The 14,097-nt window shown below is 41.4% G+C and carries 12 protein-coding genes; 11 read left to right on the top strand and 1 reads right to left on the bottom strand.

Annotated elements, in window-relative coordinates:
- Positions 1-353: 353 nt before the first annotated feature.
- From mbcS to rarD, 3 genes are all read left to right on the top strand, one after another.
- Positions 354-1,940: an acyl-CoA synthetase MbcS gene (mbcS, locus tag NST12_RS12360; protein WP_048623833.1), complete on the top strand. Its 1,587-nt coding sequence runs from the start codon at positions 354-356 to the stop codon at positions 1,938-1,940.
- A gap of 66 nt (positions 1,941-2,006) precedes the next feature.
- A complete protein-coding gene (locus NST12_RS12355; protein WP_341101391.1) occupies positions 2,007-3,578 on the top strand; it encodes an amidohydrolase in 1,572 nt (523 codons plus the stop codon).
- A 127-nt stretch (positions 3,579-3,705) separates the two neighbouring features.
- The gene (rarD, locus tag NST12_RS12350; protein WP_003355654.1) at positions 3,706-4,641 is read left to right on the top strand and encodes an EamA family transporter RarD; all 936 of its coding nucleotides are present in this window, start codon (positions 3,706-3,708) and stop codon (positions 4,639-4,641) included.
- A 1,009-nt stretch (positions 4,642-5,650) separates the two neighbouring features.
- Here rarD and NST12_RS12345 read toward each other — a convergent pair.
- On the bottom strand, positions 5,651-6,847 hold the full coding sequence (locus NST12_RS12345) for an MFS transporter (RefSeq protein ID WP_341030060.1): 1,197 nt from the start codon (positions 6,845-6,847) through the stop codon (positions 5,651-5,653).
- 237 nt (positions 6,848-7,084) lie between these two features.
- Between NST12_RS12345 and sppA the strand changes: the two genes are divergently transcribed.
- The 8 genes from sppA to NST12_RS12305 all read left to right on the top strand — a co-directional run bounded on the left by sppA (position 7,085) and on the right by NST12_RS12305 (position 13,611).
- Positions 7,085-8,101, top strand: coding sequence for a signal peptide peptidase SppA (gene sppA / locus NST12_RS12340; RefSeq protein WP_048623829.1), 1,017 nt, complete (start codon positions 7,085-7,087; stop codon positions 8,099-8,101).
- Entirely contained in the window at positions 8,098-8,643 is a 546-nt protein-coding gene (locus tag NST12_RS12335) for an RDD family protein (RefSeq protein WP_341101389.1), read from the top strand. Before sppA ends, NST12_RS12335 begins: the two co-directional genes overlap by 4 nt.
- 59 nt (positions 8,644-8,702) lie before the next feature.
- Positions 8,703-9,398: a DUF2953 domain-containing protein gene (locus tag NST12_RS12330; protein WP_341101388.1), complete on the top strand. Its 696-nt coding sequence runs from the start codon at positions 8,703-8,705 to the stop codon at positions 9,396-9,398.
- 17 nt (positions 9,399-9,415) lie between these two features.
- Entirely contained in the window at positions 9,416-9,898 is a 483-nt protein-coding gene (gene ytfJ, locus NST12_RS12325; RefSeq protein WP_341030058.1) for a GerW family sporulation protein, read from the top strand.
- A 198-nt stretch (positions 9,899-10,096) separates the two neighbouring features.
- Complete coding sequence (gene tpx / locus NST12_RS12320) at positions 10,097-10,597, top strand: thiol peroxidase (RefSeq protein ID WP_048623825.1); 501 nt, start codon at positions 10,097-10,099, stop codon at positions 10,595-10,597.
- 302 nt (positions 10,598-10,899) lie between these two features.
- A complete protein-coding gene (locus NST12_RS12315) occupies positions 10,900-11,880 on the top strand; it encodes a class I SAM-dependent methyltransferase (protein WP_341030496.1) in 981 nt (326 codons plus the stop codon).
- A gap of 370 nt (positions 11,881-12,250) precedes the next feature.
- Positions 12,251-13,096 carry an EcsC family protein gene (locus tag NST12_RS12310; RefSeq protein ID WP_234395503.1) on the top strand — a complete coding sequence of 282 codons (846 nt, stop codon included), beginning with the start codon at positions 12,251-12,253 and terminating at the stop codon, positions 13,094-13,096.
- The gene (locus NST12_RS12305) at positions 13,093-13,611 is read left to right on the top strand and encodes a MogA/MoaB family molybdenum cofactor biosynthesis protein (RefSeq protein ID WP_327824332.1); all 519 of its coding nucleotides are present in this window, start codon (positions 13,093-13,095) and stop codon (positions 13,609-13,611) included. Before NST12_RS12310 ends, NST12_RS12305 begins: the two co-directional genes overlap by 4 nt.
- The last annotated feature ends 486 nt before the right edge of the window (positions 13,612-14,097 follow it).

Raw genomic sequence — 14,097 nt, 5'->3', positions numbered from 1 at the left:
TTCAATAAGAACCATAAATAAATGGAAGCGTCAAACTTTAGAAGCAAGGGGAAACCCTTGCTTCTTTCTGTTCGAAACTTTGCAGTCAGTTTACAATACCCGATCGAAAATTTGATTCAAATTGTGTGGATCATTTTGATATAATGGATCTATGTGAAAAGACAAGCAGTGATAGGTACTTTAGAAGGGTCTTTTTTTATACGTAAGTGTTTATCGTGAAAGGAGCTCTTCATGAAAAAGCGAGGCGAATGCGAGCCTGCCAAATACTTCTGGCGAAAGGCCTCATGATTATGCCCCGCTCCTAAAAAGGCGAAAGCCGGGAGTAGCTAGCAAGATTAAGGAGGGATCTCTGGATGAAAAGAGAGGATTTGTTGGCGCCAGAAAAATACAATATCGTAATGGAATTCGAAAAATATGCTTCCGATCCAAAAAAAGTGGCGATCAAATGGGAAAATGAAAATGGAGATACAAGAGAAATTACATATAGACAATTGATTCAAAACGCCAATCGAATTGGAAATGCCTTTTTGAGTCGAGGCTTGAAAAAAGGGGACATTATTTTAGTCATGACCCCACGCTTAATTGAAGCTTATGAAATTTATACGGCTGCTCTAAAGACGGGATTAGTCGTGGTTCCTTGTTCGGAAATGCTAAGAACGAAAGATTTGAACTATCGTATTGAACATGGAGATGTAAAAGCCGTCGTTTCTTATCATTCCCTTGTCGGGGAATTTGAAAAAACAGAGAAGTTTATAGACGGAAAATTGCTGCCGTTTGTATTTGGCGGAAAACGCGAAGGATGGCTGTCTTTAGAAGAAGAAGCGGAAAAACAGTCTGATTCATTGGAAATGGCCGATACACGAAGTGATGATATGGCCTTTTTGCCTTATACTTCGGGAACGACCGGAAATCCTAAAGGGGTTGTTCATACTCATGGATGGGGCTATGCACATTTAAAAACGGCGGCTCCTAATTGGCTGTGCATTGGAAAAGACGATATCGTATGGGCTACAGCCGGACCGGGCTGGCAAAAGTGGATTTGGAGCCCATTTTTGTCCGTTCTTGGGTCAGGAGCAACAGGACTTGTCTATAATGGCCGATTCAATCCAAAGAAATTTTTACACCTTTTGGAAAAATATAAAGTCAATGTGCTATGTTGTACACCGACTGAGTATCGATTAATGGCGAAAGTCGACAATTTGGGCGATTATCGTCTGGATCATCTACACAGTGCTGTTTCTGCAGGAGAGCCTCTGAACAGAAAAGTCATCGAGATCTTTAAAAAACAATTTGGAATTTATGTCCGCGATGGTTATGGACAAACGGAGAGCACTCTTCTCGTCGGTGTGACGAAGGACATGGAGATTCGTCCGGGATCCATGGGAAAACCAACGCCTGGAAACCACGTGGAAATTATTGATGACGACGGGAATCCTTGTCCACCTGGCGTAGTAGGCGATATTGCCGTCCATGTGTCAACTCCGGCTTTGTTTAAACAATATTATAAAGATCCGGAAAGAACGGCTAAGCAGTTTCGAGGAGAGTACTATATTACCGGGGACAGAGCCAAAAAAGACGAGGATGGATATTTTTGGTTCGAGGGTCGAGGCGATGACATTATTATCAGTTCCGGCTATACCATTGGCCCGTTTGAAGTGGAAGATGCTCTCGTTAAGCATCCGTATGTCAAAGAATGCGCTGTTGTGGCGAGTCCTGACGAGGTAAGAGGGAATGTAGTAAAAGCTTTTGTCATCTTAAAAGAAGGAGTGGACAAAAACGATCCTAACTTAATTCCCCGATTGCAAGAACACGTGAAAAAAGTGACGGCTCCATACAAATATCCGAGAAAAATTGAATTTGTGGATGAACTGCCTAAAACGGCTTCAGGCAAGATCAGACGGGTGGAGTTAAGAAACAAAGAGCTGCAAGCATTGAGCTAAGCTTGAAGAAAAACAGGCGGCACAAGCTGCCTGTTTTCCATTTTGTTCAAAAGGAAGGAATCCGATATGAAAACCCTTTGGCATAATGGAAAGATTTTTACGATGAATAAAGAAAACGAAACATGTGAAGCAGTTGTGACAGAAAATGGCACGATCTTATTTGCCGGTTCAAAGAAGGAAGCGGAGTTGTGTCATGCCCCTTTTGACCGCACCATTTCACTGGATGGTGCCGTAATGTTTCCGGGATTTGTCGATAGCCATATGCATTTGCTGGGTCTGGGAGAAAAACTCGATCGACTGGATTTCACCGAGATGAAATCCAAGAGAGACGTTTTAGCTGCTGTCAAAGAAAAAATTTCTTCTCTAAAAGAAGGCGAATGGCTGATCGGTGAAGGATGGGATGAAAGTCGCTGGTCGACAGGCGAAATATTGACAAAAGACGATCTTGATCAAATTTCAGACACGATTCCAATTCTTTTAAAAAAGGTGTGCCGACACACGGTTGTAGCGAATACCCCAGCTTTAAAGAAAGCGGGGATTGATGAAACATCTGTTGATCCTGAAGGTGGGAAAATCGAACGGGATGAGGACGGACGATTAACAGGAATCTTAAAAGATCGCGCCATTGACAGAATGTTTCAGACGCTTCCCGAGTATACAAATGACGACTTGAAGAAAATTCTCGAAACAGGGATTCAACATTGTTGGGAGAATGGATTGACAGGAGCCCACACGGAAGACTTGAATTATTATGGAGATTTTTGGCGGACGTATCGCGCTTTTGAGCACGTGATTCATCGAAGCAACCGGAAATTCCGGACCCATTTATTAGTGCATCATGAAGTTATAGTTGAATGGAGGAAAGCGGGATTTGACTTTTTATTTGGCACTCCATTTTTGGAATTCGGAGCTATGAAAATTTTTGCTGATGGCTCTTTGGGCAGCCGAACCGCTTTATTAAGTTCGCCATATCAAGACGATCCGGAAACGAACGGTTTGGAAATCCATCCTAATGGCCAGTTGGTCGAAATGGTAAAAAAAGCGCGAGAAATGGGGCTGCCGGTTGCTGTTCATGCCATTGGCGACTTAGCTGTGGAGCGGGTATTGGATGTAGTGGAACAATATCCATCGGCGAAAGGAAAAAGAGACAGGATTATTCATGCAAATATTTTGCGACATGATTTAATCGCAAGACTAAAACAACAAAACCATCTTATACTCGATATTCAGCCTGGTTTTATTCGTTCCGATGTTTCCTATACAGGACGTTTGCCGGAATGTCTGCAGCAGTACGTATCTCCGTGGAAAACGATCTTAACAGAAGGGATACATTGTGCCGGCGGCTCGGATGCTCCTATTGAAGACGTGAATCCTTTTAAGCACATTGGCGCTGTCGTAGAAAGAGCCGATGGCCGTACGGATGAGAATCTAACTGTCTATGAAGCCATCTCGCTTTACACAAAAGGAAGTGCTTTTGCTTGTCATCACGAACACGATCGAGGCAAGATACAAAGAGGATACAAAGCTGATTTTACCATTGTGGATCGTGATGTATTCCATATTTCTCAAGAGGAGATTTCAAAAACGAAAGCAGTAATGACGGTGATAGACGATGAGATCGTTTATACTGCTTACTAGACCTATATTCAAACGGGTGAACGGCTTTTTAGTGAAAATCAACTGATTCGCCCAAGTCTTGTTAGGAAATTTATCAGTTGGGAAAATAAACATCGATATTATCATTGGACAGAAGGGGGAGACAGGGATGAAAAAAGACGAGAAATTGGGGATTGTATACGCAGGGCTTTCGTACTTGCTATGGGGATTGTTCCCTCTTTATTGGAAATTGCTGAAGCAAGTTCCCGCTTATGAAATTTTAGCGAACCGGATTTTTTGGTCTTTTCTATTTATGCTTGGTTTTCTATTGGTCACAAAGAAATGGTCGTTGTTTCGTCAAACGTTCCGGCAGCTTATTCAACAGCCAAAAATGGGGCTGACATTATTTTTCGCATCCGTGCTGATCAGTGCCAATTGGTTTTTATACATTTGGGCCGTCAATCAAAATCATATCATTGAAACAAGTTTAGGGTACTACATTAACCCGCTTGTGAGCGTACTGTTAGGCGTTTTGATATTAAAAGAAAAACTGTCAAAAGCTCAAGTAGTATCTTTTCTTTTGGCGCTTACTGGCGTTTTAATCCTTACGATTTCGTATGGAAAATTTCCATGGGTGGCCCTTGGGTTGGCTGTCACCTTTGGATTGTATGGTTTGGCCAAAAAAGTAGTCAAAGTCGAATCCGCAACGGGGTTAACGCTTGAAACGCTGTTGATTACTCCATTTTCGCTGCTATTTTTACTGTATTTAAATAGCAATGGTGAATTGATGCTATTCCACCAAAGTGTGGCGACCGATCTTTTGCTTATTGGCGGTGGAATTGTCACGGCAGTTCCTCTTTTGTATTTTGCCAAAGGTGCTCAGCGGATTCCTTTATATATGATTGGATTTTTGCAATACGTTACGCCCACCATGTCTCTGTTGATAGGGATTTTTATTTATCATGAACCATTTTCGACGATCAAATTCATTTCCTTTACATTCATATGGGCGGCGCTTTGTGTATTTTCATTATCACAAATTCGCTTCTTTCATAGAAATGGAAAGAATCCAAAAAGAAAAAGTGAGATTCCTGTTGAAAACTAGAAAATCAATGAAGGAGAGCCTTGGCTCTTCTTTTTTGACATTCATCTAAGTATTAAATAGGGAAGTCTACATTTTCGTATAAAATCCAAAAGTTCTTTCGACTATGTCGAAAGAACTTTTTTAAAAAGAACGGAACAAAGGAACATCATGAGAAGGTATGATCAGTCAGGAGGATGGACCGAAAAGATTCCAACTCTTGTTCTATTCAATTTTTTCTTCTTGGAAAAGTGATCACGCAAAAGGGATTGGTGACTCTTGGCCAATCCTTTTTATGTGCGCCCGGCATGTACATGAACTATAGGGTGTAAGTCCCGAACCCCGAAGACAGAAGTAGAGGTTAGCCAAGAGCAAGGGTGTCCGTGGTGACGCGGAATCTGAAGGAAGCTGGAGGCAAAACACCGGTCCGAGGAACACGAACCTCATATAAGGCTAGGTATGATTGAGTGAGTTTGCATAACAAAACAAAGCTCTTTCTGTCGAAGGTCATATCGAGTAAATGAGGCGGATAGATGGTGTGAAAGTGCATGTACTTACCCGGGGAGGTCTGGCGGATATGTGAAGTACTCTTCATAACCTACTTAGTGATAAGTAGCTGAACCGTCAGAAGTCAGCAGAGGTCATAGTATTAGTTGGTCTAGAACAACTAAGAAGGACCGAACAATTAAGAGAGAATAGCCCTTGGTATTCAGTGAGTCATGATGAACACAGAAAACGTAGTACCTCACTTGAGGGAGGAAGCGGTGAATCCCGTGGGAGACCTCTTGGAGGGTGGAGTGACCACTGGCATAAAGAGAACAGCTATTCACGGAAGTTATAAAGACTTGCGTCAATTATCTTAATTGAACCGCCGTATACGGAACCGTACGTACGGTGGTGTGAGAGGACGGGAGTTAATCGCTCCCTCCTACTCGATAAAAGGTCTAAGAAGAATTTTTAACCAATATGGTTCAAACAGCGATAGGAATTTTTTCAGCGCTCTTTGATTACGTTGTGAAATTGGCTTTATCGTTCAGGAAGCTTTTTTGATGGTTTTATCCTTATGTTTGTTTATGACAAAAGTAAATGTATATATCATGATTAACAAAAGTATAGGAAGAACACTATATGCATACATGGTGTGGTATCCGGTTGAGTTGGCCACAACCCCTAATCCGGAGGAGCCAATCGCTATACCAAGATCCATGGAAGAGAAGAACATGGCGTTGGCAGTCCCTTTTTTGTCTTGCGCCACTCTGCTTACAGCCAGTGCTTGGAGGGAAGGCTGAATAACTCCATATCCAAGGCCGTAAAAGAAACCTGCTATTAATAAGGTCGCCGTATTATAAGTGAAATATAATAACATTAGACCGATAATGCCTGCCATTGCGGCAGGATAAATAAGTACTTTATGTCCAAAATGATCATACAGGCGGCCCGAAATGGGACGTATCACAGTCATAACGATGGCATTGGTCAGAAAGAAAAGAGAAACCGTTCCACCCAGATTCGCTTCTTTTCCTAATTCATTCATGAAACTCACGACACCGCCAAGAGAAATAAAGTAACAAACAATTAATAAACAAGGCAAAAGGGCTTGTTTGTCGAAAGCATATTGAATAAGTGACTGTGCTTGGCTATTTGTCGGTTTGCCGTCCGTCTTTGAAGAGCTTTTGATTGAAAAGCTGAGAATGAGAATAATGGCTGTAAACAACACAGATAAAAAGATAAGAACATGAAATGAGAAGGCTGCCATCAATGACAATGCCAGCATAGGTCCCAAACTTGTTCCTAGGCTGGTGGAAAGCCCGTAGTAGCCAATCCCTTCTCCAAGACGATGATTCGGAATAATATTGGTTGCCATGGTGGACAACAGAGTTGTGATGATTCCAAAACCGATGCCATGGAAAACTCTCAAAAGGAGAAGGATCGGAACGGATTCCAATTTATAGCTTAATGCGATTGCCAACAGGACGAAGATGAGCGAAAAAATCGCCATCCGCTTCACATTCAGTTTATGCATCAGTATTCCGATAAACGGGCGTGTTACAATCGCCGCTGCCATAAAGGCAGTGGTCATCAAGCCTCCTTGTGCAGGGTTATGTTTAATATCCGAAATGAAGGCGGGATAGCCTGCTGTCAGCATTTGGAGGCAAATAAAAAAGAGAAATGCCATTAATAAGATGACGATAAATTGTTTTGTCCACAATTTTGAGGACTGATGATCCATTGTGATTCCTTCTTTCTATTCTAATTATTCCCTGATGTGTACTATTTTAAATGAAACGATGCATAAAAGCTTCATAAAATCCGTAAACTCAGATTTATGTGTTGGCAAATTCAGTGAAATGGACGAAAGGCTGTATGGGGCGAAAAAGCAAAAAAGGCTTTTGGTAGGTTCAAGTGGTTTGCTACAATAATTGACAGGAATGGAATTTCTTTATTTTAGAATTGGAGGACAGGATGGATGAATAGGAAAAGAATAATAGCTTTGGCTATTGCGGCTATATTGTTCGCAGTTTCTGTCATTGTCAATTTAGCCAGCATCACGCTGACTGCAGACGTTGAAAACCTTTTTGAAGGACTGACAAACCAAGATGGAAATTTCAATGAAGATGTCATCGAGAAAGGAAACACATTGAAGAAAATTGCGGTTTTGGAAGTAAATGGCGTGATTCAAGATACGGGTTCGACTGCCTCATTTTTTGAGACGGGATACAACCACGAAAATTTTATGAAAATGCTTGATAAAGTGGAGCATGATAAGAGCATCAAAGCGATTATATTGAGAGTCAATTCCCCGGGCGGCGGGGTGGCCGAAAGTGCAGAAATCCATGATAAATTAATGGAGATTAAGCAAAAGGCAAAAAAACCGATTTATGTTTCTATGGGCCCGACGGCGGCTTCAGGTGGCTATTATATTTCAACTGCCGGAGATAAAATTTTTGCCAGTCCTGAAACTTTAACGGGCTCTTTAGGAGTGATTATGAACACTGTGAATTACTCCAAATTGGCGCAAAAGTTCGGTGTGGATTTTGTGACTGTTAAAAGCGGTCCTTTCAAGGATATCGGCAGTTCTACCCGCCCGATGACAGAGAAAGAGAAACAAATTTTGCAAACGATGATTAACAACTCTTATCAACAATTTGTAAAAGTGATTTCAGAGGGGCGGCATATTCCGGAAGAACAAGTCAGAAAAATCGCTGACGGTCGTGTGTACGATGGCAGGCAGGCGAAGCAGCTTCACTTAATTGATGAATTCGGTTATTTGGATGATACAATCAAACAATTGAAAAAAGATAAACATTTGAGCGGTGCCGAAGTATTTCGTTATGAAACGAACAGCGGGCTTTCTTCCTTTTTTGCAGCCAGCGCGCAAAAAATGTTTCAAAAGGACGGCGAATGGAACGTGCTGATGAATCTTTTGACTCACTCACAGTCTCCGCGGCTCATGTATTTATATTCTGAGGAGGGATCGTTATGAATGAATCAAGGCACGATCCTGAATTAGAAAAGCCAATAGCCGCTGAAACGAAAAAAGAGGCGGATGACGGATATCATGAGGGCGCAAAGTCTTTTTTGTACGGCCCTCACTATGCTGGCTTTTGGATGCGTTTTTGGGCGTATTTACTTGACTTAATCGTGATTGGAAGTCTTAAACGGATATTGATTTTGCCGGTTTTCCGCTGGCTTGATCTACCCGTTTTTGCCCATGAACTGTTTGCCCCCATCCATGTGGCGAGTGCCGTTCTCTTTTACGGCTATTTTCTTCTATTCACGAAATTCACCGGACAAACGATTGGAAAAATGGTATTTGGCTTAAAAGTCGTCCCGCTGACAGAAGAACGTTTAACTTGGACTGTTGTTTTGTTTCGGGAATTGATCGGGCGCTTTATTGTAACCACTATTGTCATTCTGTATTTAATGGTTGCTTTTATGCTGAAAAAACAAGGATTGCACGATTATTTCGCTGATACAGCCGTTATTCATGAGAAAACGGTGGAAGCTTTAAAACCTGCTTCATAAAGCAGGTTTATTTTTTTGGGGTTTTGTCGATAATGGTGGAAAGGCAAGGGGGCTGCAGTATGGCAATTGTCATGACAATACTGATCTCGATCGTCGTATTGATCGTCGTTATTTCGGCAACGGTGCTTCATATCAACATCGTTTTTTGCCATGAGAAAGAAAATGACTACGTTCAGATCCAATTCAAGATTTGGTTTGGCCTTATAAGATATACGATTAAAGTGCCGTTTTTAAAGTTGGTAAAAAACCCCGAAAATAATGAATGGAATTTACAATATGAAACCAACGTCTCTTCTGAAAATCAAAAAAGGACGAAGTACCACTCCCGAAACAACTTGACTCCTGAAGAACTGGTACAAATGATACATAAGGGAAGAGAATTTTTAAAAAAAGTAAAGGATCTCCAGGAGATTGTGAAACACTTTTGCCGTCATATATCAGTTGATTCATTGGTGTGGGAATCGGCTATTGGTGTAAAAAACGCTGCATGGACCGGCATATTAACGGGAACACTATGGGCAGCCAAAGGTGAATTCATCGGTTTATTGAGTAAGTGGATACGATTAAAGACGATACCGAGATTAAATGTTGTTCCTACTTTTCAATCTCCTTACACAAAGACACGACTTGAGTGTATGCTTCATTTTCGAATAGGATATGCTATTATTGCCGGATTGAAAATAGTCCGTTTTTGGAAGGGAAAACCATCAGAACGTGAGTCTTCTTTCGCAAACAATAAACATCATTCTATCTAACAGGAGGTTGGATTCCCATGTCGGAACATCCGATTAAAGGTTTAATGACAACAGCTATGGAAAATTTAAAAGAAATGATTGACGTGAATACCATTATCGGAGATCCTGTTGAAACACCGGACGGCAGTGTCATATTGACAGTTTCAAAAGTTGGATTTGGTTTTGCGGCAGGAGGAAGTGAATTCAAACTGGATCAAAATGAGCAAAACAGCCAAGAAGAGAGCCTTCCTTTTGGAGGGGGAAGCGGCGGCGGTGTTTCCATCACACCCATCGCTTTTTTAATCGTCAACTCCCAAGGCTACAAGATGCTTCATGTAGATGAAAACACCCATTTAATGGAGCGGATTTTGGATGTAGCGCCTAATGCAATGGAGAAAATCCAAGGGATGTTTAAAAACAAAGATGGGGGAAGCGCAAACCAAAACAACAGCCAAACGAATAGTCAAAACAACGGTCAAAATAATGGACAGCAATCACAAAATTTGGACTTTAATATTTAAAGGAACAAAGGGGAGCTTTCTATGTGGAAGCTGCCTTTTTTGTGATGAGGCCTGCCTCATCTTATAAAATGAATGAAATCCATCTTCCTATATAAGGCAGCCCTGTTCGAAAAATAGGGAATAAAAAACAGGAAATTTGCATTTCTTTGCCGAATTTCTTTATGATGAAGTTGTAGACCTTAAATAGGAGGAAAAGATATGGCGAAAATTACATTTAAGGGAAATCCCGTTACTCTTTTAGGAAATGAAGTAAAAGTAGGAGATCAAGCGCCGGACTTTACCGTACTTGCCAATGATTTGTCAGAAGTCAAATTATCCGACTATAAAGGAAGCGTGCGGATTTTAAGCTCTGTTCCCTCTCTGGATACGGGAGTATGCGATGCTCAAACCCGCCGTTTTAATGAAGAAGCAGCCAAATTGGATGGAGTGAAAGTTTTAACGATATCAGCGGATCTGCCATTTGCCCAAAAACGTTGGTGTGCTTCAAGTGGATTGGAAGATGTGATTACGCTTTCCGACCACCGCGACCTTTCCTTCGGCAATGCCTACGGAGTCGTGATGAAAGAACTTCGTCTCTTAGCACGGGCTGTCTTTGTGGTTGACAGTAATGATAAAATTACCTATGTTGAATATGTGAGCGAAGGAACCAATCATCCTGATTACGAAGCTGCCATTCAGGCTGCTAAGGAAGCAAAATAATGGCTAACGTCTTTAGCGAAAGAGTATCTCCCAAATAGGACGTTCATCATACAATGTTCATTGCATAAAAAACAAAACGACATGATGGCCTGTGAAAAGGTATCATGCTTTTGTGAGCAAACAGTTGAAATTTTGCCGATCGTCCGAAACGGAATGCAGCTTTTACGGACGCTAATCAGGAAGAAACGGAAAAAACATGCCGAATAGGGATGCGATCTCTGTTCGGTTTTTTATTGAATGGGCTCTGTATTTTAATGAGAGATAAAGGAGGTATGTCGGTGAGTACCAATACAACATCTTCCATGGAATCGTTATTCTATGTTTTAGATCAAACAACGGACATGCTGCAAAAGGCTCTTTCTTGCACCTATCTGGAAGCTCTTGCGGAAAGTGCCGACAACTTGTTTCAAGGTATGGTGCTGCAAGAAGAAATCAGCGAAAAGACAAAAAAGGAGCTTCAAACGCAATACGATCGTATTTCATTAGATTCGATGCCAAAAGAACATATTCGAAAAGCTTATCAACTGGCCATCCTAAAAGGAATGAAAAAAAACATTCAGCCAAATCACCAAATGACGCCGGACTCCATTGGTTTGTTTGTCAGTTATCTCATGCAAAAATTTATGGCAGACTACGATCAATACAGTCTTTTGGATCCTGCGGTCGGAACCGGAAATTTGCTGACGACCATCTTGAATCAGCAATCTGATCAAAACATCCATGCAACCGGAATTGATGTAGATGATTTATTAATAAAGCTTGCCTATGCAGGGGCCAATCTGTTAAAGCATCCGATTCAATTTTATAATCAGGACGCTTTGGAACCGCTTTTCGTTGATTTGGCAGATGCAGTGGTGTGCGATTTGCCTGTCGGCTATTATCCAAATGACGATCAAGCCCAAAATTATCGGTTAAAAGCGAAGGAAGGCCATTCCTATGCTCACCATCTTTTTATCGAGCAAAGTATCCGCTATACAAAACCCGCCGGATTTTTGTTTTTTTTGATTCCAAATTTTCTTTTTGAATCGCCTCAGGCTGATCAATTGAGAGGCTTTTTGAAAGATGAAGTATATATACAGGCAGTGATACAGCTCCCTCTTTCCGTTTTTAAAAATAAAAATGCGGCCAAAAGCATTTTGATTTTGCAGAAGAAAAGCGAAGATGTAAAAGCACCTGAACAAGTGTTATTAGCAGACTTGCCATCTTTGACCAATAAAAAAGCGATGGAAGGAATGATCGCGAAAATTGAAAGCTGGTTTTTAGAGAAAAAACGCGGTCAATAATAAGCTGATTTCGTTCAGAAGGAGAGGGCTTGCAGAAGCGATGCCGTTCAAATCCCCCCTTATTGGCTGCAATAGAATCATGTTAAGATCAAACTTTTACCATGTTTTGTTTCAAGACTGACATTTGCCTGTTTAAGGCCAACATCAGCATTTAGCGCTCCTATAAAAATTCGAAAGGAGGGAGCATAGGGGTTCAATGGCTAGCGTGTGTTGGGACAATGGGGTATACCATCGCCGGACGGTATACGGTGGTTTACATTGTCCATGTGTCTAGGGAAAAAAGATGATGAATGAAAATCATTTCGTTTTGGACATGTTTTTCTTTCATCATCTTCTTGGATGCATAAAGTTGGAGTCCCCTGTGCGAATAATGATGAATTGGACCGAGCGAGACGAAGCCGTTTGGGAAGAAATTCTGAAATGGGAACAAACATTATTGGAATATGAAGGAAATGACCTCCAAACAACGTACATAAAATGGCTTGAACGTACCTTTGCCTCTTTTCCTGAGGAGTGGCAGGAAGCGTTTTTAACCAAACTGGATCAATGGATGTTTCAAGTTCAATCGCTGCTTCAAGGATCGCAAATTCAAGAAGAAGCTCGGGAAAGAATCCTCGTTTCAGCTCGCGCTTTTGATGATTCCGTCGTGGATATTCCGGATTTGCGGAAATTGACGATTGATCAGCTCCATTATTTAAACAGACAACATTCGGCTCGGCACCGTTTGTATTCGTTTATTCAAGGAGGAATGACCGGAAAAGGCGGCTTTTTGTCGGCCGTTTCCGATTTTCCCATTCTTATTGCCATTAATGTTCGGGCTGTTCAACTAACGGCTATGACTTACGGATTCGATGTTCAATCTCCTTATGAAACGATGATCTCCTTAAAAGTCTTCCATGCAGCAGTGTTGCCGAAACAGGTTCAAATTTACGGATGGAAAAAATTATTGGAAGATCTGGAAAACAAACAAGATGTTTATTTTTACGATGATTCTGAACAACTTGCGGACCCCCTGTGGTTGAATGAAATCGTGAAACAGCTGATGAAGCTGATGGCCATCAACATGTTTAAAAAGAAGCAAAATGACAAATTTCCTCTCATCCGGATGGCCATCGGTGCCAATTTCAATTATCAATTCACAAAAAAAGTAACGGAGTATGCAGAGAAGTACTACCAATACCGCTTGTTGTTGGATAAGAAAGGAGATATGAAATGAGTGCGTCAGACCATAAAAAGGGAGGGCCTCAACATGTGAAGGCTGCTGTCATTACGGTGAGCGATACTCGGACTCAAGAAAACGACAAAAGCGGAGCGCTTATTCAAAAACTATTGCTGGAACATCATCATGAAGTGGTTCAATATGAAATCGTCAAAGATGACAGTCTATCCATTCGCCGTCTTGTAACGGAAATTATTCGCAAAAAAATAGCGGATTGTATTCTTTTAAATGGAGGTACCGGTATTTCAAAGAGAGACGTAACAATTGAAACCGTTAAGCCGCTATTTGAAAAGGAATTGGCAGGTTTTGGAGAATTGTTTCGAATGCTCAGCTACACAGAGGACATCGGTTCTGCGGCTATTTTATCGAGAGCAGCAGCAGGTGTATCCGGCGGTGTCGCTATTTTCTCCATGCCTGGATCGACCGGGGCGGTGAAGCTGGCGATGGAAAAATTGATCTTACCTGAAATTCGCCATATTGTAAATGAAATTCGCAAGCAGGGGCTGTCCTAAAAGCTCCTTTTAAACAAGAAACCTCGACGAGATAAAACAATGTATCTTGTCGGGGTTTCTTTGTATCAAAAAGTTATGGGCGATGGCAATTGACCCTAATTCGATCGTTGCCTTAGTCGGTCCCATGTTGTATTTAATCAAAGCAGCTGAAAAGTGACTTGAAAGAATCACTTCATTCAATGTCAGCTTGGCGATTACATGATAATGAAAGGACGATTTTTTGCACCGGACTACGTGAAATTTTAGGTGATGATCTTGAAACCGGCGAGACTCCTGCGGGAAAAGGGAGCCAGGCGGACCCCGCAGCGAGAGACGAGCGAGGAGGTTTGCGGATCGGCCGCGGAAAGCACCTATGTCATTTTGAAACAATCCCTTTTTTGTTTTCAATATGCTCGTATTCTTATACACCTCCATTTGGTCGCGAAAATATTTTTTCAATCCCGAACGTTCTTCCTTCTTTTCAATAAGATATTTATTGTATACAGC

The organism is Bacillus sp. FSL W8-1127, assembly GCF_038006725.1.
Taxonomy (GTDB): Bacteria; Bacillota; Bacilli; order Bacillales; family DSM-4216; genus Bacillus_O; species Bacillus_O smithii.
This window is presented reverse-complemented; position numbering and strand designations above follow the sequence as displayed.

What these genes read in the sequence shown, in the direction of transcription:
- mbcS (WP_048623833.1), top strand. Translation starts at nt 354, where the DNA reads ATGAAAAGAGAGGATTTGTTGGCGCCAGAAAAATACAATATCGTAATG.
- NST12_RS12345 (WP_341030060.1), bottom strand. Translation starts at nt 6,847, where the DNA reads ATGGATCATCAGTCCTCAAAATTGTGGACAAAACAATTTATCGTCATC.
- NST12_RS12310 (WP_234395503.1), top strand. Translation starts at nt 12,251, where the DNA reads ATGATGAATTGGACCGAGCGAGACGAAGCCGTTTGGGAAGAAATTCTG.
- sppA (WP_048623829.1), top strand. Translation starts at nt 7,085, where the DNA reads ATGAATAGGAAAAGAATAATAGCTTTGGCTATTGCGGCTATATTGTTC.
- NST12_RS12355 (WP_341101391.1), top strand. Translation starts at nt 2,007, where the DNA reads ATGAAAACCCTTTGGCATAATGGAAAGATTTTTACGATGAATAAAGAA.
- tpx (WP_048623825.1), top strand. Translation starts at nt 10,097, where the DNA reads ATGGCGAAAATTACATTTAAGGGAAATCCCGTTACTCTTTTAGGAAAT.
- NST12_RS12330 (WP_341101388.1), top strand. Translation starts at nt 8,703, where the DNA reads ATGGCAATTGTCATGACAATACTGATCTCGATCGTCGTATTGATCGTC.
- ytfJ (WP_341030058.1), top strand. Translation starts at nt 9,416, where the DNA reads ATGTCGGAACATCCGATTAAAGGTTTAATGACAACAGCTATGGAAAAT.
- NST12_RS12315 (WP_341030496.1), top strand. Translation starts at nt 10,900, where the DNA reads ATGGAATCGTTATTCTATGTTTTAGATCAAACAACGGACATGCTGCAA.
- NST12_RS12305 (WP_327824332.1), top strand. Translation starts at nt 13,093, where the DNA reads ATGAGTGCGTCAGACCATAAAAAGGGAGGGCCTCAACATGTGAAGGCT.
- NST12_RS12335 (WP_341101389.1), top strand. Translation starts at nt 8,098, where the DNA reads ATGAATGAATCAAGGCACGATCCTGAATTAGAAAAGCCAATAGCCGCT.
- rarD (WP_003355654.1), top strand. Translation starts at nt 3,706, where the DNA reads ATGAAAAAAGACGAGAAATTGGGGATTGTATACGCAGGGCTTTCGTAC.